Genomic DNA, 25370 nt, shown 5'->3' with positions numbered 1-25370 from the left:
TCGTCTTCCATGAGCGGGTGCTTGCGCCCCGGGTCTTCCCCGAGCGGGTGCTTGTGCCCCAGCTTATGGCCGCCCGCCGTGGTCAGCCCTTCTCCAGGTACTCCTCCCGGTCCTTGTCGAGCAGGGCGTCGAGCGCGGTCCGCAGCGCCGGGTGGGCGGCGAGGTCGGGGTCGGCGAGGACCAGCGCGGTGGCCTCCTCGCGGGCGGCGGCGATGACCTCCTCGTCGTCGATGACGGTGAGGACCCGCAGCGAGGAGCGGACGCCGGACTGGGCCTGGCCCAGGACGTCGCCCTCCCGGCGCTGCTCCAGGTCGATCCGGGACAGCTCGAAGCCGTCGAGGGTGGAGGCCACGGCGCCGAGCCGCTGCCGGGCCGGGCTCGCCTCGGGCATCTCGGTGACCAGGAGGCAGAGGCCGGGGGCAGAGCCCCGGCCGACCCGGCCGCGCAGCTGGTGGAGCTGGGAGACGCCGAACCGGTCCGCGTCCATGATCACCATGGCGGTGGCGTTGGGCACGTTGACGCCGACCTCGATGACGGTGGTGGCGACGAGGACGTCCAGTCGGCCCGCGGCGAAGCGGCGCATCACGTCGTCCTTGTCGTCGGGGTGCATCCGGCCGTGCAGGACGGCGATCCGGAGCCCGGCGAGGGGACCGGCACCGAGCTTCTCCGCCATGTCGAGGACGGCGAGCGGGGGCCGCTTCTCGGCGTCGTCCCCGGCGGGCCCCGCCTTCTTCTTCTGGTCCTCCTCGTCGCCGATGCGGGGACACACCACGTACGCCTGGTGCCCCTTGGCGACCTCCTCGCGGACCCGCTCCCAGGCGCGGGTGAGGAAGTGGGGCTTGTCGGCGGCGGGGACGACATGGCTGGCGATCGGGGAGCGTCCGGCGGGCAGCTGGTCCAGGACGGAGGTCTCCAGGTCGCCGAAGACCGTCATGGCGACCGTCCGGGGAATGGGGGTGGCGGTCATCACCAGGAGGTGCGGGGGCTGCTTGCCCTTGCCCCGGAGGGCGTCGCGCTGCTCGACGCCGAAGCGGTGCTGTTCGTCGACGACGACCAGGCCCAGGTCGTGGAACAGGACCTTGTCCTCGATGAGGGCGTGGGTGCCGATGACGAGGCCCGCCTCGCCGGTGACCAGGTCGAGGAGGGCCTGGCGGCGGGCGGCGGTGCCCATCGAGCCGGTGAGCAGCACGACCTTGGTGGCCCGCTCGGCGCCGCCGAACATGCCCTTCTCGGCCAGCTCGCCCATCATCTCGGTGATCGAGCGGTGGTGCTGCTGGGCGAGGACCTCGGTGGGGGCGAGCAGGGCGGCCTGTCCCCCGGAGTCGACGACGGCGAGCATGGCGCGCAGCGCGACCATCGTCTTCCCCGAGCCGACCTCGCCCTGGAGGAGGCGGTGCATGGGGTGCTCGGTGGCGAGGTCGTCGAAGATCTCGCGGGAGACCTTCGTCTGGCCGTCGGTGAGGGTGAAGGGGAGCTTGGCGTCGAAGGCGTCGAGGATGCCGTCGGGGGCGGGGCGGCGGGCGACGGCGGGCAGTTGGGTGTCGGCGTGGCGGCGGCGGGCCAGGGCGACCTGGAGGACGAAGGCCTCGTCCCACTTGAGCCGGTCGCGGGCGGCCGCGATGTCGGCCTTGGTACGGGGGCGGTGGACGAGCCGCAGGGCGTCGGGGAGTTCGGCGAGCCCACGGCCCTCGCGCAGGGCGGCGGGGAGCGGATCGACGGCGTCGGCGGCGCTCGGCAGGACGGCGTCGACGGCCTTGGCGATCTTCCAGGACTCCAGTTTGGTGGTGGCCGGGTAGATCGGGATGAGGGCACCCGCCCAGACGTCCACGGACTGTTCTCCGTCGCCGCGCAGGAGTTCGTACGCGGGGTGGGCGAGCTGGAGGCGCCGGTTGAAGAGCGACACCTTGCCGGAGAACATCGCGCGGGTGCCGGGCAGCAGGTCCTGGTGCGGTTTGTGCACGCCCTTGCCGAAGAAGACCAGCTGGAGGCGACCGCTGCCGTCGGTGATGGTCACTTCGAGGCGCTGGCCGCGCCCCTTGGAGCCGTTGAAGGTGAGCACCCGGGCGTCGGCGACCTGGGCGACCACGGTGACGTGCTCGTCGAGCGGCAGGTCGGAGAGCGTGGTCAGCTCGCCCCGCTCGGCGTACCGGCGGGGGTAGTGGTGGAGCAGGTCACCGACCGTGTGCAGGCCGAGGGCCTCGGCCATGACCTTGGCGGTGGCGGGGCCGAGGGACTTCTTGAGTGGTTCGTCGAACGCGGGCACGCGTTCCATTGCACACCACGGCACCGACAGGCGCGTCCGACACGGCGTGTCTCACTCCACGCCGATGAGCAGCGGGGGCGCTCCGGCGCCCGCGTGGTAGGTGGTGGTGTCGACGGCCAGATAGCCGCGTCTGACGTGGTGTTCGAGGTCGGGGGCGAGGCCGGGCGGGGTGTCGTCGGCGACGACGAGGGTGACGAGTTCGCCGCCCGCGGAGAGCATCCGGTCGAGGACGGTGCGGGCGGTCTCGGTGAGGTCCTTGCCGATGACGGCGACGTCGCCGTCGATGAGCCCGAGGACGTCGCCCGCCTGGCAGACGCCGGCCGAGGTGAAGGAGCGGTGTTCGGCGACGGCGAGTTCGGCGTAGCGGGTGGCTCCGGCGGCGGCGGTCATGGCGACGACGTCCTCGTCGAAGCGCCGGTCGGGTTCGTGGACGGCGAGGGCGGCGATGCCCTGGACGGCGGCCCGGGTGGGGATGAGGGCGACGCGGATGCCTTCGGTCCTGGCGCGTCCGGCGGCCTCGGCGGCGGTCCCGCGCAGATCGGTGTCGTTGGGCAGGAGGACGACCTCGCGGGCGTGGGCGCGGCGGATGGCGTCGAGGAGCTCGTCGGCCTCGGGAGGTTCGCCGGGCCGGGTCCGCACGGTGGTGGCGCCCGCCTCGGCGCAGAGTCCGGCGAGGCCCTCGCCGGGGACGACGGCGACGACCGCGCGCTGGGCGCGTTCGGTGCGGCCGGGGGCGGTGGCGGCGTCGGCGGCGAAGTGGCTGATGCGGATGCGGTGGGGGCGGCCCGCCTCGACGCCCGCCTCGACGGCGGCTCCGGGGTCGTCGACGTGGACGTGGACGTTCCACAGGCCGTCGCCGCCGACGACGACGAGGGAGTCGCCCAGGGCGTCGAGCCGGGCGCGCAGCAGGGCGACGGCGTCGTCGTCGGCCTCCAGGAGGTAGATGACCTCGTAGGCGGGACCGGCGGAGTCGTCGGGACCGTGCTCGGGCGGGCACTTCCCGTCCGGTGCGGGAAGGACGCCGGGCGCCGGGGCGCTGCCGGAGGGCCGTACGGCTCCGGTGTCCTGGGCGGCCCGTACGGCGCCGGTGTCCGTCGCGGGCGGCTGCGGGGTGCCGCCCGTGACGGTCTCCACGAGGGCGCCGAGGACGGCGACGAGTCCCCGGCCGCCCGCGTCGACGACTCCGGCGCGGGCGAGGACGTCGAGCTGGCCGGAGGTGGCGGCGAGGGCGGTTCCGGCGCCCTCGTGGGCGGCCCTGGCCACCTGGGCGAGGGGGCCGCCGCCCGCGCAGGCGACGGCCGCCGCGGCGGCGACGGTGAGGATGGTGCCGTCCACCGGGCGGGCGACGGCCTGCCGGGCCGCCGCGGCGGCCTCGGCGAGGGCGCGGGCGAGGTGATCCCCGTCACCTCCCTCGGCGAGGACCCCGGCCATGCCGCGCAGGAGCTGGGAGAGGATGGTGCCGGAGTTGCCCCGGGCGCCGAGCAGGGCGCCGTGGGCCATGGCCCGTACGGTCTCGGCGGTGTCGGGCACGGAGGCCGCGAAGACGGCTTCGACGGCCTGGTGGGCGGCTTCCGCCGTGAGGTAGAGGTTGGTGCCGGTGTCCCCGTCCGCGACGGGGTAGACGTTGATCGCGTCGATCTCCTCGCGCTCCCTGCCGAGGGCGTCCAGCGTCCGCGCGGACCAGGTCCTGAGCGCCGCTGCGTCGAGCTCGGTGAGCTCCTCGGAGGGCTGAAGGGCTCGCGGCAACGGGGGTCCTCCTTGGGCGGTGAGCTCACCGCAGGGTAGACCCGGGGTGTCCCTCCGGGGACCGGGGCCCGGGGCGAGGTCCTCGCAGACCATGGTAGTTTCGTTGCACCGAGGCAGGCGTTGTATGCTGCTTCGGTTGCCCGGTCCACACCGGGCCGTTCCCCGGCAAGCCACTTCAGACTCCTGATTCCGGTGCGCCGGATTTCACTGTAATTCTGAAGTCTTTGGAGTGACCCGTGGCTGCCAACTGCGACGTCTGCGGCAAGGGGCCGGGCTTCGGCAACAACATTTCGCACTCGCACCGCCGTACGTCCCGTCGCTGGAACCCGAACATCCAGCGCGTGCGTGCCGTGGTCGGTCGGACGCCGAAGCGGCTCAACGTCTGCACCTCGTGCATCAAGGCCGGCAAGGTCTCGCGCTAATTGCGACGTTCTGTCGTAGCGCAGCCCCTGCGGTTGCCTTGAAAGGCCGGTTCACCTAGGTGAACCGGCCTTTTGCCGTACCCGGGGACGGGTGACCGGAGACGGGTGGGCGGACCGCCCCCGGTGCCGAGGGGCCGTCCGTTCCTCAGTGCCTGAAGCGCCAGCCGTGGTCGACCGGGCCGATCCCCGCCCCCAGGGCGAACCCGGCGCCTATGGCCCCCGTCACGTACTCCTTGGCCCGTCGTACGGCCTCCGGGACGGCGAGGCCCCGGGCGAGCCCGGCGGCGATGGCCGAGGCGAGGGTGCAGCCGGTCCCGTGGGTGTGCCGGTTGTCGAGGCGCGGGGCGCGCAGCCAGTGCTCCTCGGTGCCGTCGGTGAGCAGGTCGACGGCGTCCCGGCCGGTGGGCAGGTGCCCGCCCTTGATCAGCGCCCACTCCGGTCCGTACGAGAGGACCGCCTCGGCCGCGATCCGCAGATCGGCCTCGTGGACGACGCGCACACCGGTGAGCTGTGTCACCTCGTCCAGGTTGGGGGTGGCGACGGTGGCCCGGGGCAGCAGCTTCGTGCGGACGGACGCGAGGGCGCTCCCGGCCAGCAGCGGGTCGCCGTGCTTGGAGACGCCGACGGGGTCCACCACGACCGGTGCCGGGGTGTCCGCGAGGAGCGCGGCGACGGTCTCGACGAGTTCGGCCGAGGCCAGCATCCCGGTCTTGACGGCCTGGACGCCGATGTCGTCGACGACGGAGCGGTACTGGGCGCGGACGGCGTCCACGGGGAGTTCCCAGACGCCCTGGACGCCCCGGGAGTTCTGGGCGGTGACGGCGGTGACCACGCTCATGCCGTGGACGCCGAGCGCCAGCATCGTCTTGAGGTCGGCCTGGACGCCCGCGCCGCCGCCGGAGTCGGAGCCCGCGACGGTCAGCACCAGCGGCGGCGCGTCGCTCACTCCGTCTCCCCGAAGTGGTCCCAGCCGCCCGCGCTGTGCCAGGGCGCGCCGTCGACGGTGACCTGCGGCAGCGCGGAGGGGTGGAGGACCTCGCCGATGACCTTCCAGCGGGCGGGGAGCTTCACGTCGGGCGGGAAGGTGGCCACGATGGCGTGGTCCTCTCCCCCGGTGAGCACCCACTGCATGGGGTCGACGCCGACGGCCTGGCCGATGTCGTTCATCTGGGTGGGGATGTCGATGAGGCCGGAGCGCAGGTCGATGCGGACCTTGCTGGCCTCGGCGATGTGGCCGAGGTCGGCGATGAGGCCGTCGCTGACGTCGCACATGGCGGTGGCGCCGAGTCCGGCGGCGGCGGGGCCCGCGTGGTACGGGGGCTCGGGCCTGCGGTGGGCCTCGACGAAGGCGCGGGGGGAGCGGAAGCCCCGGGAGAGGACGGCGTATCCGGCGGCGGACCAGCCGAGCCAGCCGGTGTAGGCGACGACGTCGCCGGGCTGGGCGCCGCCCCGGGTGACCGGGTCGTGGTTGCGGAGGTCGCCGAGGGCGGTGATGGACACCATGATCGTGTCGCCGCGCACCACGTCGCCGCCGACGACGGCGGCGCCCGCGACCTGGCATTCGTCGCGCAGGCCGTCCATGAGTTCGGTGGCCCAGGTCACGGGGAGTTCCGCGGGGACGACGAGGCCGAGGAGGAGCGCGGTGGGGACCGCGCCCATGGCCGCGATGTCGGCGAGGTTCTGCGCGGCGGCCTTGCGGCCGACGTCGTACGCCGTCGACCAGTCGCGGCGGAAGTGGCGCCCTTCGAGGAGGATGTCCGTGCTGGCCACCACGCGCCGGTCGGGGGCGGAGACGACCGCCGCGTCGTCACCGGGTCCGATCCGTACCGCCGGGGTGGACGTGAGCCGGGACGTGAGCTCCTTGATGAGCCCGAACTCGCCGAGCTCTCCGACTGTGCCCTTCACCGCGCCTCACCTCGTGTCTTCGTGCCGTCCTGCGGGTGGTGGCGCGTCCGTGCGCGCCGCGGGTCGCGGGCCGTCACCGTGCTGGGTACCGTCAAGTAGAGCGTCAACTTCTGTCCTGCGTACGCCACCGGGCGGGCGCCTCGGGTGGCGCGGGTCTCCCCGTGGCCCGTGGCGACGCGGTACCGTGGCGTCCCTTTCTCCCACAAGATCCTCGTGGTCGCCCTGGAGGTTCCGTGGTTCAGGCGTACATCCTCATCCAGACCGAGGTGGGCAAGGCGTCGTCCGTCGCCGACACCATCTCCAAGATTCCGGGGGTGATCCAGGCGGAAGACGTGACCGGGCCGTACGACGTGATCGTGCGCGCGCAGGCGGACACGGTCGACGATCTGGGCCGCATGGTGGTCGCGAAGGTCCAGCAAGTGGACGGCATCACGCGCACCCTCACCTGCCCGGTCGTTCATCTGTAGCCCCCGTCTACGCTTGGCCGGTGATGTCTTCCCACCGGCCCTTCGGCCTGCCCGCCACCGTCACGGCAGTCGTGCTGCTGTCGGCCGTCACCGGCTGTTCCCCGTCGGACGCCTCGGCTTCCGTCGTGGTGCCCAGCCCTCCGGCGGCCGAGGCCGCCGTCTGCCGGGCCCTGGCGAAGGAGCTGCCGGACACCGTCGCGGGACTCGGACGGAGTGACCCGGAGCCGGGCTCCGAGCTGACCGCCGGTTGGGGCGACGGTGCGATCGTACTGCGCTGCGGGGTCCCCCGGCCCGAAAAGATGAGCGATCCGAAGGCGCGGGCCGTGGAGGCCGACGGTGTGAACTGGATGCTGGAGGACCCCGAGGGGAGCGGGCCGCGTTTCACCTCGACGTACCGCGTGACGTACGTGGAGGTGAGCTTCGCCGAGCGCTTCGCGCACGACGCGACGCCGCTCGCGGACCTGGCCCCGGCCGTGCGGAAGACCGTGCCGTCGAGCCTGTGAGGGCCGTCGGCACGGTCTTCCGGGGGAGAACCCGTCAGCGCAGTCCCGTGGAGCGGGTCAGTGCCGCCTGGACGAGCCGGTCGACCAGCTCGGGGTAGCTCACGCCGCTCTCCTGCCACATGCGCGGGTACATGGAGATGGGCGTGAAGCCCGGCATGGTGTTGATCTCGTTGATGACGAAGTCGCCGTCCTCGGTGAGGAAGAAGTCGGCGCGGACCAGGCCCTCGCAGGACACCGCCTCGTAGGCGGCGACGGCGAGGCGCTGGACCTCGGCGGTGGCCTCGTCCCCCAGCGGGGCGGGCACGATGCCGGAGGCCGAGTCGATGTACTTCGCCTCGAAGTCGTAGAAGTCGTGGTCGGTGACCGGCGGGATCTCGGCGGGCACGCTGGCGCGCGGGCCGTCCTCGAACTCCAGGACGCCGCACTCGATCTCCCGGCCGCGCAGCAGCGACTCGACGAGGATCTTCGGGTCGTGGCGGCGGGCCTCCTCGACGGCCTCGTCGAGACCGGAGAGGTCGTCGACCTTGGTGATGCCCATGGAGGAGCCGCCGCGGGCGGGCTTCACGAAGAGCGGCCAGCCGTGCTCGGCGGCGAACTCGACGATCTTCTTGCGGGCCGCGGCCGGGTTCTGCTCCCACTCGCGCGGCCGGATGACCTCGTACGGGCCGACGGGCAGGCCGAAGGAGACGAAGACCCGCTTCATGTACTCCTTGTCCTGGCCGACGGCGGAGGCGAGGACGCCCGCGCCGACGTAGGGGACACCGGAGAGCTCCAGGAGGCCCTGGAGGGTGCCGTCCTCGCCGTAGGGGCCGTGCAGCACCGGGAAGACCACGTCCACCTCGCCAAGAACCTTGGGCACGCAGCCCGGCTCGGTGAGGACGACCTCGCGGTTGGCGGGGTCGGCGGAGAGGACGACGTCGCCCTTCTCGGACTCGGCCAGATCGGCGACGCTCGGCAGGGCGCGGTCGGCGATGGCCATGCGCTCCGGGGCGTCGGCGGTGAGCGCCCAGCGCCCTTCCGTCGTGATGCCGATGGGCAGCACGTCGTACTTGTCCCGGTCGATGGCGCTCAGGACGGCGCCCGCCGTGACGACGGAGATGGCGTGCTCGGAGCTGCGACCGCCGAAGACGACGGCCACGCGCGGCTTGCGGGGGCTCTGGGTGTTCTCGCTCATATCGCGTTGAGAGTACCTTGCGGTTCCCGAACTCCTGAGCGCCCCGCTGCCGCCGCGCGCGTACGGCGCAGCGCCGTCCCGCGCGGTCGGGAACGGTCAGCGGCGCTCGGGCTTGGCGCTGCGGGACATCAGTTCCTTGAGGGCGACGACCGGCGGCTTCCCGTCGTGGACGATGGAGACGACGGTCTCGGTGATGGGCATGTCGACGCCGTGGCGGCGGCCCAGATCGAGCACCGACTCGCAGGACTTGACGCCCTCGGCGGTCTGCCTGGTGGCCGCGATGGTCTCCTGGAGGGTCATCCCCCGGCCGAGGTTGGTGCCGAAGGTGTTGTTCCGGGAGAGCGGCGAGGAACAGGTGGCGACGAGGTCGCCGAGACCCGCGAGACCGGAGAAGGTCAGCGGGTCGGCGCCCATGGCGAGGCCCAGCCGGGTGGTCTCGGCGAGGCCCCGGGTGATGAGCGTGGCCTTGGAGTTGTCGCCGAGGCCCATGCCGTTGGCGATGCCGACGGCGAGGCCGATGACGTTCTTCACCGCGCCGCCTAGCTCGCAGCCGACGACGTCGGTGTTGGTGTACGGGCGGAAGTACGGGGTCATGCAGGCGGCCTGGAGCCGCTGGGCGACCGACTCGTCGACGCAGGCCACCACGGCGGCGGCGGGCTGCCGGGTCGCGATCTCCATGGCCAGGTTGGGTCCGGTGAGGACGGCGACCCGCTCGGCGGGCACGTCCGCGACCTCGATGACGACCTCGCTCATCCGCTTGGCGGTGCCGAGTTCGACGCCCTTCATCAGGGAGACCAGGACGGTGTCGGGGGCCAGCAGCGGGGCCCAGGCGGCGAGGTTGCCGCGGAGGGTCTGGGAGGGGACGACGAGGACGGTGAAGTCCGCGCCCGAGGCGGCCTCCGCCGCGTCGGCGGTGGCCGTGATCCGCCGGGGGAGCTCGACGCCCGGCAGGTAGTCGGGGTTGGTCCGGGTGGCGTTGATCTCCTTCGCGAGTTCGGCGCGGCGGCCCCAGAGGCTCACCTCGCACCCCGCGTCGGCGAGCACCATGGCGAAAGCCGTGCCCCAGGATCCGTTGCCGAAGACAGCTGCCTTGGTCACTTCGTGCCCTCCCCCGCGGCCCTGCGCCGCTGTTCGAGTCGCGCCCTGCGGTGGTCGTACGGCTCGGCGGGCGCCTTCTCGCCCCTGACCTCCTCCAGGAGGGCGGTGATGGCGGCCATGATGGTCTCGGTGGCCTCGCGGAGCACCTCGGGCGTGGGCTCCAGGCCGTCGAAGCGCGAGAGGTCCACGGGCGGACCGGCCTGCACGATCAGCGTCTTGCGGGGGAACAGCCGGAACTTGTTCTCCTCGGCGTACGGCGGCATCGCGAGGTTCGCGCCCCACTGGGCCACCGGGATGACGGGGGCCCGGGTGACCAGCGCGACACGGGCGGCACCGGTCTTGCCCGCCATGGGCCACATGTCGGGGTCGCGGGTCAGGGTGCCCTCGGGGTAGAAGGCGACGCACTCGCCGCGCTCGACGGCGTCGACGGCGGCGCGGAACGCGTCGAGGGCGTTGGTCGTCTCCCGGTAGACCGGGATCTGGCCGGTGCCGCGCAGCATCATGCCGACGAAGGGCGTCTTGAAGAGGCCGGCCTTGGCGAGGAGGCGGGGGACGCGGCCGGTGTTGTACTGGTAGTGCGCGTACGACAGCGGGTCCAGATAGGAGTTGTGGTTGACGGCGGTGATGAATCCGCCGTCGGCCGGAATGTGCTCCGTTCCGCGCCAGTCCCGGTTGAACAGAACCACCAGGGGGGGTTTGGCGATGACCGCCGCGAGGCGGTACCAGAAGCCGATTCTGCGGCGGGGCACGCGAACACCTTTCTCCGGGACGGGCTGGCAGGGGGTCAAGTGTCGCCTCCCGCTCCCGCTGTGTCGAGTGACACCGTACGCCCCGGACCCTGGGGCGGACCGGGTGGGCGGGACAGAATGAATCCGATGAACGCGACGCACCCGACGCACCCGGACGCGGCCGACGGCTGGTCCCTGGTCGTGCCCCTGAAGCCGCTCTCACGGGCGAAGAGCCGTCTGGCCGCGGCGGCCGGGGCGCGGCTGCGCCCCCGGCTCGCGCTGGCCTTCGCGGAGGACACGGTGGGCGCGGTCCTCGCCTGTTCGCGGGTGCGGGATGTGGCGGTCGTCACGGACGATCCGGCGGCGGCGGACGCGCTGGCGGCGCTGGGCGCGCGGATCGTGCCGGACCTTCCGGCGGCGGGGCTCAACGCGGCGCTCGCGCACGGGGTGCGGGCGGTGCGGTCCCGGCGGCCGTGCGCGCGGGTGGCGGCGCTCAACGCGGACCTGCCCGCGCTGCGCCCCGGGGAACTGGCCCGGGTCCTGGACGCGGCCCGGGATTTTCCGCGGGCTTTTCTCGCGGATGCCGCCGAAATAGGTACGACATTCCTCTCGGCAGGTCCGGGAGTGGAATTGGAACCCGCATTCGGGGGCGCGTCGAGGCTTCGGCATTTGTCTTCGGGAGCGCGGGAAATCAGGCTGGCCGGAGTGGATTCCGTACGCCGGGACGTGGACACCGGCGAGGATCTGGCGGCGGCGGAGGCGCTGGGGCTCGGTCCCCGGACGACCGCCCGGTGGCTGCCCGCGGCCGGATAGGCTGCGGCCCATGCAGGCGACCGCGTTCACGTACGACCCCGAGACCCGCAGCGGCAGTGTGCTGCTCGACGACGGCACCCCCGTGGAGTTCGGGGCGGCGGCCTTCGAGGCGGGCGGGCTGCGGCTGCTGCGGCCGGGGCAGCGGGTGCGGATCGAGACCGCGCCGGGGCCTTCGGGGGGCGTCCCGACGATCACCCTGGTGACACTGCAGACCTTCTGAGGCCCCACGGGGGCCTTATCGGGGCCTGCCGAGGTCCTTCCCGGACCTTCTCGGGCCTTCTCGGGCCTGTGTCTCGGGGCCCGCCGACGCCCTTCCGGGGGCCCGCCGGACGCGCCGCGGGCCGGGCTCCCCCTGAGGGAGCCCGGCCCGGCGGGTGTCCACCGTGGGTCCTACTTCTTGGCGGCGGCCTTCTTGGCGGTCGTCTTGCGCGCCGTCGTCTTCTTGGCGGGCGCCTTCGTCGCCGTGGCCTTCTTCGCGGCCGGCGCGGTCTTCTTCGCCGCGGCCTTGGTGACCTTCTTCGCGGCGGCCGTGGTGGCCTTCTTCGCCGCGGCCTTGGTCGTCGCCTTCTTGGCGGCGGTCGTGGCGGTCTTCTTCGCCGGGGTCGCCTTCTTGGCGGCGGCGGTCGTGGCCTTCTTCGCGGGCGTCGCCTTCTTCGCGGCGGCCGTCGTGGTCTTCTTCGCCGGGGTCGCCTTCTTCGCGGCGGCCTTCTTGGCGGTGGTGGCCTTCTTGGCGGCGGCCTTCTTCACGGTCGCGGAGGCGCCACCGGTCAGGCTGCCCTTGGGGGCCTTCTTGACGGAGACCTCGCCGCCCTTGGGGAGCTTCTTCGAGCCGCTGACCAGGTCCTTGAAGCCCTGACCTGCGCGGAAGCGCGGGACGGAGGTCTTCTTGACCCGGACCCGCTCACCCGTCTGCGGGTTGCGGGCGTAGCGGGCCGGGCGGTCGACCTTCTCGAACGAGCCGAAGCCCGTGACCGAGACCCGGTCCCCCCCGACCACGGCACGCACGATGGCGTCCAGCACGTGGTCGACGGCTTCGGCGGCCTGCTGGCGACCGCCCATCTTGTCGGCAATCGCTTCTACGAGCTGCGCCTTGTTCACGTCTTCCCCTTCGGAGACATTGCCAGAACGAAAGTGTTCAAGCTTTTTCGCACGTTAGGCATGTATATACCGCAAATCAAACACGAAACGGTCTAATCACCCTAGTGCCGCAACGCGGAAGTCCCGTTGCGGAGTTCTCGGTGTCAGTCGTCCTCTGGGAATCGGCCCTCGTCGAGGTCCTTCATCAACCGGTCCAGACGCGTTGCCGCGTCCTTGAGATCGTGCTTCGCCGCGGCCGTCACGACCAGCAGCTTCCGGGACAGCGCCATCCTTACGCCCTCCGGGACTTGCAGTGAGCGCACTCTTGTGTGCGCTTCCTTCAATCGGGCGGCGACTGCCCCATAGAGCTCGAGTTGGCTGTCGCGTTCCATGCACCGATTGTGCCATCTAGGGCGAGTTGTCGCCCGACAGGGTCTCAACAAGCGACTGCGCCCCCCACCGGACGGTGGGGGGCGCAGTCTTGGAAAAGCGCTGCTCAGGCCGTAATTGTACGGGGCTTGTGGGACGGCCTGACCGCCTCGAAGGCCGCGATGTCGGCTTCGTTCTGAAGGGTGAGGCTGATGTCGTCGAGCCCGTTGAGGAGCCGCCAGCGGGCGTTCTCGTCGAGCTCGAAGTCGGCGTCGATCCCGGTCGCCAGAACCTTGCGGCGCTCCAGGTCGACGGTGATCTCGGCCGTCGGGTCGGCCTCGGTCAGCTCCCAGAGGGCGTCCACCGTCTCCTGCGGCAGGACCACGGTCAGCAGTCCGTTCTTCAGCGAGTTGCCCCGGAAGATGTCCGCGAAGCGGGCGGAGACCACGGTCTGGAAGCCGTAGTTCTGGAGCGCCCAGACGGCGTGCTCGCGGGAGGAGCCGGTGCCGAAGTCGGGGCCCGCGACCAGGACCGTGGCGCCCTGCCGCTCGGGGCGGTTGAGGACGAACTCCGGGTCCTTGCGCCAGGCCTCGAAGAGACCGTCCTCGAAGCCGTCGCGGGTGACCTTCTTCAGCCAGTGCGCCGGGATGATCTGGTCGGTGTCGACGTTGCCGCGGCGCAGCGGGACGGCCCGGCCGGTGTGCGTGGTGAAAGCTTCCATGGTTCCTCAGACCCCCGCGGGCGTAGCGACGTCGGACAGATCGGCCGGGGAGGCCAGATGGCCCAGGACGGCGGTGGCGGCGGCGACCTGGGGGGAGACCAGGTGGGTGCGACCGCCCTTGCCCTGCCGGCCCTCGAAGTTGCGGTTGGAGGTGGACGCGGAACGCTCACCCGGTGCCAGCTGGTCGGGGTTCATGCCCAGGCACATGGAGCAGCCCGCGTGCCGCCATTCGGCCCCGGCCTCCTTGAAGACCTTGTCCAGGCCCTCCTCGACGGCCTGGAGGGCGACCCGGACGGAGCCGGGGACGACCAGCATCCGGACGCCGTCGGCGACCTTGCGGCCTTCGAGCAGGTTCGCCGCGTTGCGCAGGTCCTCGATGCGGCCGTTGGTGCAGGAGCCTACGAAGACGGTGTCGACCCTGATGTCCCGCAGCGGCTGCCCGGCGGTCAACCCCATGTACTCCAGGGCCTTTTCGGCGGCGAGGCGCTCCGAAGCGTCTTCGTACGAAGCCGGGTCGGGGACGTTCGCCGAAAGCGGCGCGCCCTGGCCGGGGTTGGTGCCCCAGGTGACGAACGGGGCCAGCGAGGGGCCGTCGATGACGACCTCGGCGTCGAAGACGGCGTCCTCGTCGGAGCGCAGGGTCTCCCAGTACGAGACGGCGGCGTCCCAGTCCTCGCCCTCGGGGGCGTGGGCGCGGCCCTTCAGATAGGCGAAGGTGGTCTCGTCGGGGGCGATCATGCCCGCGCGGGCACCGGCCTCGATCGACATGTTGCAGATGGTCATCCGGGCCTCCATCGAGAGCTTCTCGATGGCGGAGCCCCGGTACTCCAGGATGTAGCCCTGGCCGCCGCCGGTGCCGATCTTGGCGATGATCGCCAGGATGAGGTCCTTGGCGGTGACGTCCTCGGGCAGCTCGCCGTCGACCGTGATGGCCATGGTCCGGGGACGGGCCAGCGGGAGGGTCTGGGTGGCGAGGACGTGCTCGACCTGGCTGGTGCCGATGCCGAACGCCAGCGCGCCGAAGGCGCCGTGCGTGGAGGTGTGCGAGTCGCCGCAGACCACGGTGGTGCCGGGCTGGGTCAGGCCCAGCTGCGGTCCCACGACGTGGACGACGCCCTGCTCAACGTCGCCCAGCGGGTGCAGCCGGACGCCGAACTCGGCGCAGTTCTTGCGCAGGGTCTCCAACTGGGCGCGGGAGACCGGGTCGGCGATCGGCTTGTCGATGTCGAGGGTGGGGGTGTTGTGGTCCTCGGTGGCGATGGTGAGATCGAGGCGCCGCACCTGCCGGCCGTTCTGGCGCAGACCGTCGAAGGCCTGGGGGCTGGTCACCTCGTGCAGCAGGTGCAGATCGATGTAGAGGAGGTCGGGCTCGCCCTCGGCGCGCCGGACGACGTGGTCGTCCCAGACCTTCTCCGCGAGTGTCCTACCCATCGCTTTCCCTCCGGCCGACGTCAGCGTCGGCACAACTAGAGACCCGTTCCGCGGGCCGTTGTGCGGCCGCCCCACCAGAGTGACAAGTTCCCGGGAAAATTGAACTTGCGTTTCACAGAGTGAGACGCGAATATCGTTGCATGGACAACTCTAGCGGCGTAGGCGTTCTCGACAAGGCAGCCCTTGTCCTGGGCGCCCTGGAGTCCGGTCCGGCCACCCTCGCAGGACTGGTCGCGGCGACGGGACTCGCACGACCCACGGCACATCGTCTCGCCGTGGCACTGGAACACCACCGCATGGTGGCGCGCGACATGCAGGGCCGGTTCATTCTCGGGCCCCGCCTCTCGGAGCTGGCCGCGGCGGCGGGCGAGGACCGCCTCCTCGCGACGGCGGGCCCGGTCCTGACGCATCTGCGGGACGTCACCGGCGAGAGCGCGCAGCTCTACCGTCGCCAGGGTGACATGCGGATCTGCGTGGCGGCGGCCGAGCGGCTCTCGGGTCTGCGGGACACCGTCCCGGTCGGCTCGACGCTGACGATGAAGGCGGGTTCGTCCGCGCAGATCCTGATGGCCTGGGAGGAGCCCGAGCGACTGCACCGCGGTCTCCAGGGCGCCCGCTTCACGGCGACGGCCCTGTCGGGCGTACGGCGCCGGGGCTGGGCCCAGTCGATCGGCGAGCGGGAGCCGGGCGTCGCGTCCGTCTCGGCGCCCGTGCGCGGTCCGTCGAACCGCGTGGTGGCCGCCGTGTCGGTCTCCGGCCCGATCGAGCGCCTGACCCGCCACCCGGGCCGTATGCACGCCCAGGCGGTCATCGACGCCGCCGCCCGGCTCTCCGAGGCGCTCCGCCGCACCGGCTGACACCCCCGCACCTTCTCGTACGGTCCCGGCCCACCGCTCCAACGCCGCAGCGGTGGGCCGGACTTGTGCGTGCGTACGGCCGGGAACAGCGAGGAAGCCCTCCCCCGAAGGGAAGGGCTTCCTCGTCTCGTACCCCCGACCGGATTCGAACCGGCGCTACCGCCTTGAGAGGGCGGCGTGCTAGGCCGCTACACAACGGGGGCCTTTGTGGATGTGATCCACGATTGCAGATGAGCTCTGCGAGCTGGCCTACCTGGACTCGAACCAAGAATGACGGTACCAGAAACCGTAGTGTTGCCAATTACACCATAGGCCATGGCGGTTAAACCGTACCCCCGACCGGATTCGAACCGGCGCTACCGCCTTGAGAGGGCGGCGTGCTAGGCCGCTACACAACGGGGGCCCTAGCGATCCCACTCGGCCGAAGCCGAGTGATGTCACCACGTTTTCACCGGGAGCTACCCAAGTGTTCCGCAGGATGGATCTGTACCCCCGACCGGATTCGAACCGGCGCTACCGCCTTGAGAGGGCGGCGTGCTAGGCCGCTACACAACGGGGGCCTTTGTGGATCTGATTTCCACGATGCAGATGAGCTCTGCGAGCTGGCCTACCTGGACTCGAACCAAGACTAACGGAACCAGAAACCGTCGTGCTGCCAATTACACCATAGGCCACCGGGACAACCTCCCCACCAGGGGGATCTTGCTCGGCTTGCGCTTTCCGGGTTCTTGCCTTTCGGCTTGTTCCCCTCGGCGCAGGAAGAACATTACCCGAAGGTGGACGGTGCTCCAAAACGGGTATCCCCGCGGAGCAGGTCAGGGAGCTGACGGAGGCTGGTGATCCGGTTCAGCTCGGGTCGTCCGCCGGTGTCGGCCCGGTCCAGCCAGATGCCCACCAGCCCCGCCTCCACCGCGCCCCTGGCGTCGATGTCGGGCTGGTCCCCCACGTACGCCACCTCCCCCGGACACAGGTCAAGGGCCTCGCAGGCCGCGTGGAAGGCCTCCGGGGCCGGTTTGGCCACCCCCAGTTCGGCGGCGCACAGCAGGGCCTCGAAGCGGTCCCGCACACCGAGGACCCGCAGCTTGCGGTCCTGGTTGCGGAGGCTGGAGTTGGACAGGATCCCGTGACGATAGTCATCGGCCAGGAGGTCCAGGACGGGCACGGTGTCGGGGAAGAGCTCCCAGGCCGCCTCGTAGTGGACGAGGTAGCGCCCGAACCAGTCGTCGGCCTCGGCGGCGGTGAGCTCCGGCGCCGCGAGGAAGTCGCGGACGCGGTCCCTGCGCTGGTCCTCGAAGTCGATCCCGCCCGCCTCGAAGCGGCGCCAGTGGAGCGTGGTCAGCTCCCGCCAACGGCCGAGGGCCCGGTCGACGGAGTCGAATCCGTCCACCAGGCCCTCGGCCGTCAGGTGCGCGTCCATGCCGGCGTGGTCGGCGCGCGCGTAGTCGAAGATCGTGTCGTCGACGTCCCACAGCACCGCGCGGATGGTCATGCGCCGACCGTACCGCGCGGTGGGGGTCAGGCGGTGAGCTTCGCCAGGGCCGCGTCGATGCGGGCCAGGGTCTTCTCCTCGCCGAGGATCTCCAGGGACTCGAAGAGCGGCAGGCCGACCGTGCGGCCGGTGACGGCGACACGGACCGGGGCCTGGGCCTTGCCGAGCTTGAGGCCGTGGGCCTCGCCCGCGGCCAGGACCGCGTTCTTCAGGGACTCCGGGTCGCTCCAGTCGGCGGCGGCGAGCTTCTCCCGGGCGGTGGTGAGCAGGGCCACGGGCTCGCCCTTCATCGCCTTGTCCCACGAGGGCTGGTCCAGGACCGGCTCGGGCAGGAAGAGGAAGTCCACGTTGGCCGTGATGTCCGAGAGGACGGTCACCCGGGTCTGGGCGTGCGGCGCGATGGCGTCCCAGGCGGCCCGGTCGAAGTCCTCGGGCGCCCAGGGGGCGCGCGGGGCCACCAGCCAGGGCTCGCAGGCCTCGGCGAAGGCCTTCGGGTCCAGCATCCGGATGTGGTCGGCGTTGATCGACTCGGCCTTCTTGAGGTCGAAGCGCGCCGGGTTGGCGTTGACGTCGGCGATGTCGAACTTCGCCACCATCTCGGGGACCGTGAAGATGTCCCGGTCGGCCGAGAAGGACCAGCCGAGGAGCGAGAGGTAGTTCAGCAGGCCCTCGGGGAGGAAACCGCGCTCCCGGTAGAGGTTGAGGGAGGCCTCAGGGTCGCGCTTGGAGAGCTTCTTGTTGCCCTCGCCCATCACGTACGGCAGGTGGCCGAAGGAGGGGATCTCCTTGGCGACGCCGAGCTCGATCAGCGCCTTGTAGAGGGCGACCTGGCGGGGGGTGGAGGAGAGCAGGTCCTCGCCGCGCAGGACGTGGGTGATCTCCATCAGGGCGTCGTCGACCGGGTTGACCAGGGTGTACAGCGGGGCGCCGTTGGCCCGGAGGATGCCGTAGTCCGGCACGTTCTCCGGGGTGAAGGTCAGCTCGCCGCGGACCAGGTCGGTGAAGGTGATCGGCTCGTCGGGCATCCGGAAGCGGACGATCGCGGCGCGGCCCTCGGCCTCGTAGGCGGCCTTCTGCTCGGCGGTGAGGTCGCGGCAGTGGCCGTCGTAGCCGGAGGGGCGGCCGGCGGCGCGGGCGGCGGCGCGGCGCTCGTCGAGCTCCTCGGTGGTGCAGTAGCAGGGGTACGCGTACCCGCCGGCGAGCAGCCGGTCGGCGACGTCCTTGTAGATGTCCGTCCGCTGCGACTGCCGGTAGGGCGCGTGCGGGCCGCCGACCTCCGGGCCCTCGTCCCAGTCGAGGCCGAGCCAGCGCAGCGAGTCGAGCAGCTGCTCGTACGACTCCTCCGAGTCGCGCGCCGCGTCGGTGTCCTCGATGCGGAAGACCATGGTGCCCTCGTTGTGCCGGGCGAAGGCCCAGTTGAAGAGAGCGGTGCGGACCAGACCCACGTGGGGGTTGCCGGTCGGCGAGGGACAGAAACGGACGCGGATCGCGTTAGCCACGCTTGATCACCTTATTGGTGAGAGTGCCGATGCCTTCGATGGTGACGGCGACCTCGTCGCCGGGGGCGAGGGGGCCGACCCCGGCGGGGGTGCCGGTGAGGATGACGTCGCCGGGGAGCAGCGTCATGGCCTCGGTGATGTGGACGACCAGGTCCTCGATGGAGCGGATCATGTCGCTCGTCCGACCCAGCTGGCGCTGCTCCCCGTTGACCGTGGCCTGGAGGGTCAGGTCGCCCGCGGCGGCCACGCTCAGACCGGTCTCGACCCAGGGGCCGAGGGGGCAGGAGGTGTCGAAGCCCTTGGCGCGGGCCCACTGGTTCTCGCGCTTCTGGACGTCACGGGCGGTGACGTCGTTGGCGCAGGTGTAGCCGAAGATCACGTCCTGGACGCGCTCGCGGGGCACCTCGCGGCACATGCGGCCGATCACCACGGCCAGCTCGGCCTCGTAGTGCAGCTCCCGCGAGAAGGAGGGGTACTCGATGGCGTCGCCGGGGCCGATCACCGAGGTGGTGGGCTTGAAGAAGGCGACGGGGACGTCGGGGACCTCGTTGCCGAGCTCGGCGGCGTGCGCCGCGTAGTTGCGGCCGATGCCCACGACCTTGTTGGGGAGCACGGGCGGCAGGAGCCGGACCTTGCTGAGCGGGACCTTGGTGCCGCTGAGCTCGAAGTCGGTGTACGGGATGCCCTTGATGATGTCGAGGACCAGGCCGCCGGACTCGACGGTTCCCTCGCCCTCGACGGCGCCGAAGGCCACATTGCCGTCGATGGAGAATCTGGCGATGCGCACGAGTGCTGTCGCCCCTCACTTGGTGCTTGCTGGAGTCTGACGCTCCAGGCTAACGCGGCGCGGGGGCGCTCGACCTGCGATATCAGCGCCTCCCATGACGCGCGTCACAGGAGGCGGGGACGCGCTACGGGGTCAGCGGGCCAGCGTGGCGTAGGGCTGCGGCTCGAACGGCGCGGGGGCCTGCATGAGGACGGTGCGGCGCGGGTTGGCCGTACGGGCGGGCAGCGCGGCCGTGTACTCCGGCCGGGCGCCCCGGCCGAGCTCCGCGGCGTCCACGAGGTGGACGAGGGTGGAGCGGCGGGGGTTGGCCGTGGAGCCGGGCGTCGTCGTCTTCGTCGTCTTCATCGGGGTGGTCTGACCCTGTTCCGGTACGGGCGCCGCGGAAGGGCGCGAAGGGGTGTAAAGCGTCAGGCTAAGCACGGGATTCCCCGGAAGAGCATGGCCAAGACGTCGGGAAGAGTGTGAGTTTGCTCACCCATGGGTGAGCATTTCAGGCATTACGGGCAGCAGTTTGTCACCTCTGAAAGGTACATTCCGCCACTGAATACTCCATTCCGCTCCTGATCATGGCGACTGGGACACAGGGGTATGCCCACTCATTGGAGTGGAAAAGTCCGAATCCTCCGCGATCATCGTCTACATGGGGTGACCCACCGGGCACGGGTTGTCATTCCCCTCCCGGCACGGCACTCGGCCCTTGTTGGAGATCCTGCACTGTGCTGCAATTCCACGCACCGCCGCGGGTTTCGAAGCCGGCGCGCACGGGGCGCACCGCAGCGCCGGCCGAGTGGCGGGAAAGGGGGAGCTGCGCCGGTCACCGATGACCACCTGGGGCGTCACACACGCCCCGACGAAGCCGACACCGTCCTCTCCGTTCATCCGGAAGGACGCCTGGTCAAGAGGTTGCGACGCTAGTGCAGGGACGTTTCAAGAGGGATGGCTCGGGGTCTGCCCAGGCCCGTCAGGGCCGCGCGGATGCTCCGGCGGAGCAGGAACCGCGCGCCGGGACCGACCGCGGTCCCTCGGCCCCGCGCACCCCGAAGCAGGGCAAGGGCCCGTCCGGCGACGCCGGTGACGCGGGCAGGCGCCCCCACGCCGGTGCCGCCCCCGCCGAGTCCGCCGAGGCGCCCGTCAAGCCCCGCGCCGAGAACGAGGTCGGCTCGCGAATAGCCCTGCGCAACTGGCGCATCTCCACGCGTCTGGTCGCCCTGCTCACCCTCCCCGTGGTCGCCGCGACCACCCTGGGCGGCATCCGCATCAACGAGTCGCTCAAGGACATGGAGCAGCTCGACCACATGCAGCTGCTCACCAAGCTGACCCGTGAGGCGACCGACCTCGCCCAGGCCCTCCAGGCCGAGCGCGACCTCTCCGCCGGACCGCTGGCCAACAGCCGCCCCGTCAGCGACTACCAGGTCGCCAACAACCGCCGGAAGACCGACCGCGAGTACAAGGCGTTCCTCGAGGCGACCGAGGACATCCCGGCCACCGAGGGCGACGAGGCGCTGCGCAGCATCCGCCAGAACGTCAGCCAGATCGCCTCGCAGGTCATCCAGCTCAACACGATCCGCGGCAACGCCTACGCCAAGGGCGTCTCGCACTCGGTGACGGTCGAGGCGTACAGCCGTCTCGTCCGCTCGCTGCTCAGCCTGTCGCAGGACATGGCGCAGGCGACCAGCAACCCCGACATGATCAAGCGGACCCGGGCGCTCGCCGCCTTCTCGTCCGCCAAGGAGTACGCCTCCATCCAGCAGGCGATCATCGCCGGTGCCCTCCCCCCGAGCGACAAGACCGCCGGAGACCTCCAGCAGGGAGACCGCCTCTACGGCGAGGCCGCGCTCAACTCCGAGGGCGTCGAGCTCAAGTCGTTCCAGGCGATCTACGAGTCCACCGGCGGCGATGCCAACGAGCTGACCGCCTCCCTGAACAGCGGCAACCCCTCGATCCTCGCCGCCGAGAAGTACGCCGAGCGCGTCCTGAGGACCGACGACGCCATCAAGGCGAAGAATTCCCAGCGCGGCCATCTGAACTTCACCGACGAGTACGGCACCAAGATCGCCGCCATGAACCGCATCGAGCGCGGTCTGCTCGGCGACATGGAGACCATGGCCCGTGAGCTGCGGCAGGAGTCGCAGCGCGAGGCCATCGTCAACGGTGCGCTGATCCTCCTCGTCCTCGGCGTCTCGCTCATCGGCGCCTTCGTCGTGGCCCGGTCCATGATCCGGTCGCTGCGCCGCCTCCAGGACACCGCCACCAAGGTCGCCCAGGAACGTCTGCCCGAGCTGGTCAAGCAGCTCTCGGAGTCCGACCCGCAGGACGTCGACACCTCCGTCGAGTCCGTCGGCGTGCACTCCCGGGACGAGATCGGCCAGGTGGCCGCGGCCTTCGACGACGTGCACCGCGAGGCCGTCCGTCTCGCCGCCGAGCAGGCCCTCCTCCGGGGCAACGTCAACGCGATGTTCACCAACCTCTCGCGCCGTTCCCAGGGCCTCATCCAGCGCCAGCTCTCGCTCATCTCCGAACTGGAGTCCCGCGAGGCCGACCCGGACCAGCTGTCCTCGCTCTTCAAGCTCGACCACCTCGCCACCCGTATGCGCCGGAACGGCGAGAACCTCCTCGTCCTCGCCGGTGAGGAGCCGGGCCGCCGCTGGACCCGCCCGGTCCCGCTGGTCGACGTCCTGCGCGCCGCCGCCTCCGAGGTGGAGCAGTACGAGCGCATCGAGCTGTCCTCGGTCCCCGCGACCGAGGTCGCCGGCCGGGTCGTCAACGACCTCGTGCACCTGCTCGCCGAGCTGCTTGAGAACGCGACCTCGTTCTCCTCCCCGCAGACCAAGGTCCGGGTCACCGGTCACGCGCTGCCCGACGGCCGGGTGCTCGTCGAGATCCACGACACCGGCATCGGCCTCTCGCCCGAGGACCTGGCGGCCATCAACGAGCGGCTCGCCTCGCCGCCCACCGTGGACGTCTCCGTCTCCCGCCGCATGGGTCTGTTCGTGGTCGGCCGCCTGTCCCTGCGACACGGCATCCGCATCCAGCTGCGCCCGTCCGACTCGGGCGGCACCACCGCGCTCGTCATGCTCCCGGTGGACGTGGCCCAGGGCAACAAGAAGCCGATGCCGAAGCCCGGCGGCCAGGGCGCGATGCCGCCCGGCACCGCCCCCGGCGGCCGTCTCCCCGCGGGTCCCGGCGGCCCCGGCGGCGCGCGGCCCGGCCAGGGCGGCGCGTCCTCCGCGGCCGGCCGGCTCGCCTCGGGCGCCGCCGCGGCGCGCGGCCAGGTCGGTACGGGCGCTCCCCGCCCCGCGCTGCCCGCCCGCGACGGCTCCCCGCTCCCCGGCGGCCCGCAGCACGCCCCGCAGCCGCAGAACGCCCAGCTCGACCAGACCGGTCAGCTGCCGCAGGTCCCCCAGGGTCCGCAGGCACCCCCCCCGGGTGTCGACACGATGCGCCCCGGCGGCGGCCTCATCGGCGGCGCCGCGAGCGCCATCCCGTCCCGTACCGACGTATGGGGCAACCAGGGGAACCAGAACCGTGCCCACCAGGCACCGGCCGTCCCCCAGCAGCCGCAGGAGAACCAGCCCGGCGGATACGGGTACCCGCGCGCCGAGCTGCCCGGCGGCAACCCGCAGCAGCCGCGCCCGCAGGCCGCGAGCTGGGGCGACGACCCGGCGCGGCAGCCGGTCCGCCCGCAGCAGGAGACGAGCCCGCTGGACGCCCCGCGCGGCCACGAGGAGCCCGAGACCACGGGTCTCTTCGGTGCTCCGCAGGGTCCCGGCTCCACCGGCCAGTTCCCGCGCCCGGACTTCGGCGCCCCGCAGAACCCGGCCGCCACCGGCCAGTTCGGCCGCCCGGACGCGCCCCAGGACCCCGCCGCCACCGGCCAGTTCCCGTACCCCGACTTCGGTGCCCAGGCGCCCCAGCGGCAGGGGCTCCCGCAGCGGGCCCAGGAGCCGCAGGTCCCGCAGCCGTACCAGGGTGTCCAGGATCCGGCGGAGACCGCGCAGTTCCCGCGCCCGGACTTCGGCGCCCCGCAGGGCCCCGGCTCCACGGGCCAGTTCCCGCGCCCCGACCTCGGTGCTCCGCAGGGCCCCGGCTCCACGGGCCAGTTCCCGCGTCCGGACTTCGGTGCTCCGCAGGACCCGGCCGCCACCGGGCAGTTCGGCCGCCCGGACGCGCCCCAGGACCCCGCCGCCACCGGCCAGTTCCCGTACCCCGACTTCGGCACTCCGGCACCCCAGCAGCAGGGACTGCCCCAGCGGGCCCAGCAGCCGCAGGCGCCGCAGCCGTACCAGCAGGGTGGCCAGCAGGGCGGTCAGCAGCAGTTCGGCCAGCAGCCCTACGTGCCGCAGGCGCAGCAGCGGGCCCCGCAGCAGCCCCCGGCCCCGCAGCAGCGGCCCGCCGGTGACTTCGGCGCCCCGCGTCCGGTCGGCGAGCAGCCGCTGGAGCCGCGTCAGCCGCAGCTCCAGCAGCCGCGACGGCCGGAGGCCCTGCCGCCGGCCGGTGGCTCGGGCGACGGCCGCACCCCGCTCTACGACACGCTGGAGACCAACTGGTTCCAGCAGCAGGAGCAGGCCCAGCGGCAGGGTCAGGCCCCGGACGCGACGCACCCCGGGCAGCCCCCGGCCGCCGCGCAGCCGCCCGCCCCCGCGGGCCGTCCGGGCGATCCGGCCGCCGACGGCCGCCAGAACGGCGGGGCCGCCTGGCGGACCTCGCCCAACGACGAGCTGGTGCGCCAGGCCGAGCGGGTGCGCAAGCCCGCGGCCGGCGGCGTCACCACCTCCGGTCTTCCCCGGCGCGTGCCGAAGGCCAACCTCGTACCCGGGACCGCCCAGGAGCAGGCGCACACCGCCGGCCCCCAGGTCTCGCGTGCACCCGACGACGTCCGCGGCCGGCTCACCAATCTGCGCCGCGGCATCCAGCAGGGCCGACAGGCGGGCAACCCGACCACGGGTGGCAACCCCTCCGGTCCGAACCACCAGCAGGAGCGTTAGTTGAACGCGATGAGCCAGGCGGCGCAGAATCTGAACTGGTTGATCACCAACTTCGTGGACAACACCCCCGGGGTGTCCCACACGGTGGTGGTCTCCGCCGACGGACTCCTGCTGGCCATGTCCGAAGGATTCCCCCGCGACCGCGCCGACCAACTGGCGGCCGTCGCGTCCGGACTGACCTCGCTGACCGCGGGCGCGTCCCGGATCTTCGAGGGGGGCCCCGTCGCCCAGACGGTGGTGGAGATGGAGCGCGGCTTCCTCTTCCTCATGTCGGTCTCCGACGGATCCTCGCTGGCCGTGCTCGCCCACCCCGAGTGCGACATCGGCCTCGTGGGCTACGAGATGGCGCTGCTGGTCGACCGGGCCGGCAGCGTCCTCACCCCGGATCTCCGCGCGGAGCTCCAGGGCAGCCTGCTGCACTGACGGGCCGTCCCCGGACCAAGCCCGACCGCACGACCGCACGACCGGGCGGTACGCCCCTCCGTACCGCCTTTTGGCACCGTTCACCGTCCGGCCGCCCCATCCGGCCCCCCACCGGCCCCATCAGACGGCAGAAGTTTGCTGTCACGCCCGGAGGATTCATGACCCCGCCCCCCGCCTCTCACGATCCGTACGGCGCCTCAGTCGACGAGTACGGACACGAGGGCGACCAGCCGCTGGTGCGTCCGTACGCGATGACCGGCGGCCGGACCCGGCCGCGCTACCAGCTCGCCATCGAGGCGCTGGTCAGCACCACGGCCGATCCGGCACACCTCGCGACGCTGCTCCCCGAGCACCAGCGGATCTGCCACCTGTGCCGTGAGGTCAAGTCGGTGGCCGAGGTGTCGGCGCTGCTGTCGATGCCGCTCGGCGTCGCCCGAATCCTCGTAGCCGACCTGGCGGAGGCCGGCATGGTGGCGATCCACCAGCCGGGCAACGGAGAGACCGGCGGCACGCCGGACGTGACACTGCTCGAAAGGGTGCTCAGTGGACTTCGCAAGCTCTAGCGGCGGCGCGGCCCGTTCAACCACCAGCGCGAAGATCGTGGTGGCGGGCG

At 71.9% G+C, this 25370-nt stretch carries 24 protein-coding genes, 5 tRNA genes and 1 pseudogene; 10 read left to right on the top strand and 20 right to left on the bottom strand.

Annotation, left to right across the window (positions count from 1 at the left end; translation table 11 throughout):
* Positions 1-82: 82 nt before the first annotated feature.
* Both recG and ACFXGN_RS24135 read right to left on the bottom strand, forming a co-directional pair.
* On the bottom strand, positions 83-2272 hold the full coding sequence (recG, locus tag ACFXGN_RS24140) for an ATP-dependent DNA helicase RecG (protein ID WP_384862769.1): 2190 nt from the start codon (positions 2270-2272) through the stop codon (positions 83-85).
* A gap of 42 nt (positions 2273-2314) precedes the next feature.
* Positions 2315-4009 carry a DAK2 domain-containing protein gene (locus ACFXGN_RS24135; protein WP_384862766.1) on the bottom strand — a complete coding sequence of 565 codons (1695 nt, stop codon included), beginning with the start codon at positions 4007-4009 and terminating at the stop codon, positions 2315-2317.
* A 236-nt stretch (positions 4010-4245) separates the two neighbouring features.
* Here ACFXGN_RS24135 and rpmB point away from each other — a divergent pair, with 236 nt between their 5' ends.
* The gene (gene rpmB, locus ACFXGN_RS24130) at positions 4246-4431 is read left to right on the top strand and encodes a 50S ribosomal protein L28 (RefSeq protein WP_003957616.1); all 186 of its coding nucleotides are present in this window, start codon (positions 4246-4248) and stop codon (positions 4429-4431) included.
* A 145-nt stretch (positions 4432-4576) separates the two neighbouring features.
* On the opposite strand, the gene thiD is transcribed toward rpmB, so the two are convergent.
* Both thiD and ACFXGN_RS24120 read right to left on the bottom strand, forming a co-directional pair.
* The gene (thiD, locus tag ACFXGN_RS24125; protein WP_384862764.1) at positions 4577-5377 is read right to left on the bottom strand and encodes a bifunctional hydroxymethylpyrimidine kinase/phosphomethylpyrimidine kinase; all 801 of its coding nucleotides are present in this window, start codon (positions 5375-5377) and stop codon (positions 4577-4579) included.
* Positions 5374-6336: a thiamine-phosphate kinase gene (locus ACFXGN_RS24120; protein WP_384862761.1), complete on the bottom strand. Its 963-nt coding sequence runs from the start codon at positions 6334-6336 to the stop codon at positions 5374-5376. Before ACFXGN_RS24120 ends, thiD begins: the two co-directional genes overlap by 4 nt.
* A 233-nt stretch (positions 6337-6569) precedes the next feature.
* Here ACFXGN_RS24120 and ACFXGN_RS24115 point away from each other — a divergent pair, with 233 nt between their 5' ends.
* Together ACFXGN_RS24115 and ACFXGN_RS24110 are read left to right on the top strand one after the other, a co-directional pair.
* On the top strand, positions 6570-6803 hold the full coding sequence (locus tag ACFXGN_RS24115; protein WP_189949729.1) for an Lrp/AsnC family transcriptional regulator: 234 nt from the start codon (positions 6570-6572) through the stop codon (positions 6801-6803).
* 23 nt (positions 6804-6826) lie between these two features.
* Positions 6827-7306 (top strand): DUF3515 domain-containing protein, encoded by a 480-nt coding sequence (locus tag ACFXGN_RS24110; protein WP_384863025.1) that lies wholly within the window; start codon positions 6827-6829, stop codon positions 7304-7306.
* Between the two features lie 34 nt (positions 7307-7340).
* Here ACFXGN_RS24110 and ACFXGN_RS24105 read toward each other — a convergent pair whose 3' ends face one another.
* From ACFXGN_RS24105 to ACFXGN_RS24095, 3 genes are all read right to left on the bottom strand, one after another.
* Positions 7341-8480: a D-alanine--D-alanine ligase family protein gene (locus ACFXGN_RS24105; RefSeq protein ID WP_384862759.1), complete on the bottom strand. Its 1140-nt coding sequence runs from the start codon at positions 8478-8480 to the stop codon at positions 7341-7343.
* Positions 8481-8576: 96 nt separating this feature from the next.
* Positions 8577-9578: an NAD(P)H-dependent glycerol-3-phosphate dehydrogenase gene (locus ACFXGN_RS24100; protein WP_384862756.1), complete on the bottom strand. Its 1002-nt coding sequence runs from the start codon at positions 9576-9578 to the stop codon at positions 8577-8579.
* The gene (locus tag ACFXGN_RS24095) at positions 9575-10327 is read right to left on the bottom strand and encodes a lysophospholipid acyltransferase family protein (protein ID WP_384862755.1); all 753 of its coding nucleotides are present in this window, start codon (positions 10325-10327) and stop codon (positions 9575-9577) included. The genes ACFXGN_RS24100 and ACFXGN_RS24095 overlap by 4 nt, the downstream gene beginning before the upstream one ends.
* 126 nt (positions 10328-10453) lie before the next feature.
* On the opposite strand from ACFXGN_RS24095, the gene cofC reads away from it, so the two are divergent.
* Entirely contained in the window at positions 10454-11119 is a 666-nt protein-coding gene (cofC, locus tag ACFXGN_RS24090) for a 2-phospho-L-lactate guanylyltransferase (RefSeq protein WP_384862753.1), read from the top strand.
* Between the two features lie 10 nt (positions 11120-11129).
* Positions 11130-11339, top strand: coding sequence for a hypothetical protein (locus tag ACFXGN_RS24085; protein WP_384862750.1), 210 nt, complete (start codon positions 11130-11132; stop codon positions 11337-11339).
* Positions 11340-11509: 170 nt separating this feature from the next.
* Here the strand turns inward: ACFXGN_RS24085 and ACFXGN_RS24080 are convergent, their stop codons facing one another.
* The 4 genes from ACFXGN_RS24080 to leuC all read right to left on the bottom strand — a co-directional run bounded on the left by ACFXGN_RS24080 (position 11510) and on the right by leuC (position 14717).
* Complete coding sequence (locus ACFXGN_RS24080) at positions 11510-12217, bottom strand: HU family DNA-binding protein (RefSeq protein WP_351787327.1); 708 nt, start codon at positions 12215-12217, stop codon at positions 11510-11512.
* A 143-nt stretch (positions 12218-12360) separates the two neighbouring features.
* Positions 12361-12588, bottom strand: a complete 228-nt coding sequence (locus ACFXGN_RS24075) for a hypothetical protein (RefSeq protein ID WP_351787330.1) — start codon at positions 12586-12588, stop codon at positions 12361-12363.
* A 104-nt stretch (positions 12589-12692) separates the two neighbouring features.
* Entirely contained in the window at positions 12693-13286 is a 594-nt protein-coding gene (gene leuD, locus ACFXGN_RS24070; RefSeq protein ID WP_384862747.1) for a 3-isopropylmalate dehydratase small subunit, read from the bottom strand.
* A gap of 6 nt (positions 13287-13292) precedes the next feature.
* Positions 13293-14717: a 3-isopropylmalate dehydratase large subunit gene (leuC, locus tag ACFXGN_RS24065; RefSeq protein WP_384862744.1), complete on the bottom strand. Its 1425-nt coding sequence runs from the start codon at positions 14715-14717 to the stop codon at positions 13293-13295.
* A 140-nt stretch (positions 14718-14857) separates the two neighbouring features.
* Between leuC and ndgR the strand changes: the two genes are divergently transcribed.
* On the top strand, positions 14858-15574 hold the full coding sequence (gene ndgR, locus ACFXGN_RS24060; protein WP_317875038.1) for an IclR family transcriptional regulator NdgR: 717 nt from the start codon (positions 14858-14860) through the stop codon (positions 15572-15574).
* A 130-nt stretch (positions 15575-15704) separates the two neighbouring features.
* Here ndgR and ACFXGN_RS24055 read toward each other — a convergent pair.
* The 9 genes from ACFXGN_RS24055 to ACFXGN_RS24015 form a co-directional block, all read right to left on the bottom strand.
* Positions 15705-15777: transfer RNA gene (locus tag ACFXGN_RS24055), tRNA-Glu, on the bottom strand.
* Positions 15778-15818: 41 nt separating this feature from the next.
* A tRNA-Gln gene (locus ACFXGN_RS24050) sits at positions 15819-15890 on the bottom strand.
* Between the two features lie 14 nt (positions 15891-15904).
* Positions 15905-15977: transfer RNA gene (locus ACFXGN_RS24045), tRNA-Glu, on the bottom strand.
* Positions 15978-16061: 84 nt separating this feature from the next.
* Positions 16062-16134 (bottom strand) — tRNA-Glu (locus tag ACFXGN_RS24040).
* 42 nt (positions 16135-16176) lie between these two features.
* A tRNA-Gln gene (locus ACFXGN_RS24035) sits at positions 16177-16248 on the bottom strand.
* A gap of 92 nt (positions 16249-16340) precedes the next feature.
* Positions 16341-17063, bottom strand: a complete 723-nt coding sequence (locus ACFXGN_RS24030; RefSeq protein ID WP_384862742.1) for an HAD family hydrolase — start codon at positions 17061-17063, stop codon at positions 16341-16343.
* A 26-nt stretch (positions 17064-17089) separates the two neighbouring features.
* Positions 17090-18562: a glutamate--tRNA ligase gene (gene gltX, locus ACFXGN_RS24025; RefSeq protein ID WP_384862739.1), complete on the bottom strand. Its 1473-nt coding sequence runs from the start codon at positions 18560-18562 to the stop codon at positions 17090-17092.
* Entirely contained in the window at positions 18555-19349 is a 795-nt protein-coding gene (locus ACFXGN_RS24020) for a fumarylacetoacetate hydrolase family protein (RefSeq protein ID WP_384862737.1), read from the bottom strand. Before ACFXGN_RS24020 ends, gltX begins: the two co-directional genes overlap by 8 nt.
* 132 nt (positions 19350-19481) lie before the next feature.
* Entirely contained in the window at positions 19482-19694 is a 213-nt protein-coding gene (locus ACFXGN_RS24015; RefSeq protein ID WP_384862734.1) for a hypothetical protein, read from the bottom strand.
* 569 nt (positions 19695-20263) lie between these two features.
* Between ACFXGN_RS24015 and ACFXGN_RS24010 the strand changes: the two genes are divergently transcribed.
* From ACFXGN_RS24010 to ACFXGN_RS23995, 4 genes and pseudogenes are all read left to right on the top strand, one after another.
* Entirely contained in the window at positions 20264-24334 is a 4071-nt protein-coding gene (locus ACFXGN_RS24010; protein ID WP_384862732.1) for a nitrate- and nitrite sensing domain-containing protein, read from the top strand.
* Positions 24335-24343: 9 nt separating this feature from the next.
* The gene (locus ACFXGN_RS24005) at positions 24344-24757 is read left to right on the top strand and encodes a roadblock/LC7 domain-containing protein (RefSeq protein WP_030496942.1); all 414 of its coding nucleotides are present in this window, start codon (positions 24344-24346) and stop codon (positions 24755-24757) included.
* Between the two features lie 158 nt (positions 24758-24915).
* Positions 24916-25320, top strand: coding sequence for a DUF742 domain-containing protein (locus ACFXGN_RS24000; protein WP_017235980.1), 405 nt, complete (start codon positions 24916-24918; stop codon positions 25318-25320).
* Positions 25301-25370 (top strand): annotated as a pseudogene (locus ACFXGN_RS23995) (ATP-binding protein); the annotation flags it as partial. The gene ACFXGN_RS24000 and the pseudogene ACFXGN_RS23995, both read left to right, overlap by 20 nt.

This window comes from Streptomyces sp. NPDC059247 (genome assembly GCF_042754005.1).
Classification (GTDB): Bacteria; Actinomycetota; Actinomycetes; order Streptomycetales; family Streptomycetaceae; genus Streptomyces.
The sequence above is the reverse complement of the archived record's forward strand: the minus strand, read 5'-3'. Positions and strand labels throughout refer to the sequence as shown.

What these genes read in the sequence shown, in the direction of transcription:
- ACFXGN_RS24000 (WP_017235980.1), top strand. Translation starts at nt 24,916, where the DNA reads ATGACCCCGCCCCCCGCCTCTCACGATCCGTACGGCGCCTCAGTCGAC.
- leuC (WP_384862744.1), bottom strand. Translation starts at nt 14,717, where the DNA reads ATGGGTAGGACACTCGCGGAGAAGGTCTGGGACGACCACGTCGTCCGG.
- ACFXGN_RS24030 (WP_384862742.1), bottom strand. Translation starts at nt 17,063, where the DNA reads ATGACCATCCGCGCGGTGCTGTGGGACGTCGACGACACGATCTTCGAC.
- cofC (WP_384862753.1), top strand. Translation starts at nt 10,454, where the DNA reads ATGAACGCGACGCACCCGACGCACCCGGACGCGGCCGACGGCTGGTCC.
- ACFXGN_RS24105 (WP_384862759.1), bottom strand. Translation starts at nt 8,480, where the DNA reads ATGAGCGAGAACACCCAGAGCCCCCGCAAGCCGCGCGTGGCCGTCGTC.
- ACFXGN_RS24110 (WP_384863025.1), top strand. Translation starts at nt 6,827, where the DNA reads ATGTCTTCCCACCGGCCCTTCGGCCTGCCCGCCACCGTCACGGCAGTC.
- ACFXGN_RS24085 (WP_384862750.1), top strand. Translation starts at nt 11,130, where the DNA reads ATGCAGGCGACCGCGTTCACGTACGACCCCGAGACCCGCAGCGGCAGT.
- ACFXGN_RS24015 (WP_384862734.1), bottom strand. Translation starts at nt 19,694, where the DNA reads ATGAAGACGACGAAGACGACGACGCCCGGCTCCACGGCCAACCCCCGC.
- ndgR (WP_317875038.1), top strand. Translation starts at nt 14,858, where the DNA reads ATGGACAACTCTAGCGGCGTAGGCGTTCTCGACAAGGCAGCCCTTGTC.
- ACFXGN_RS24005 (WP_030496942.1), top strand. Translation starts at nt 24,344, where the DNA reads ATGAGCCAGGCGGCGCAGAATCTGAACTGGTTGATCACCAACTTCGTG.
- leuD (WP_384862747.1), bottom strand. Translation starts at nt 13,286, where the DNA reads ATGGAAGCTTTCACCACGCACACCGGCCGGGCCGTCCCGCTGCGCCGC.
- recG (WP_384862769.1), bottom strand. Translation starts at nt 2,272, where the DNA reads ATGGAACGCGTGCCCGCGTTCGACGAACCACTCAAGAAGTCCCTCGGC.
- ACFXGN_RS24075 (WP_351787330.1), bottom strand. Translation starts at nt 12,588, where the DNA reads ATGGAACGCGACAGCCAACTCGAGCTCTATGGGGCAGTCGCCGCCCGA.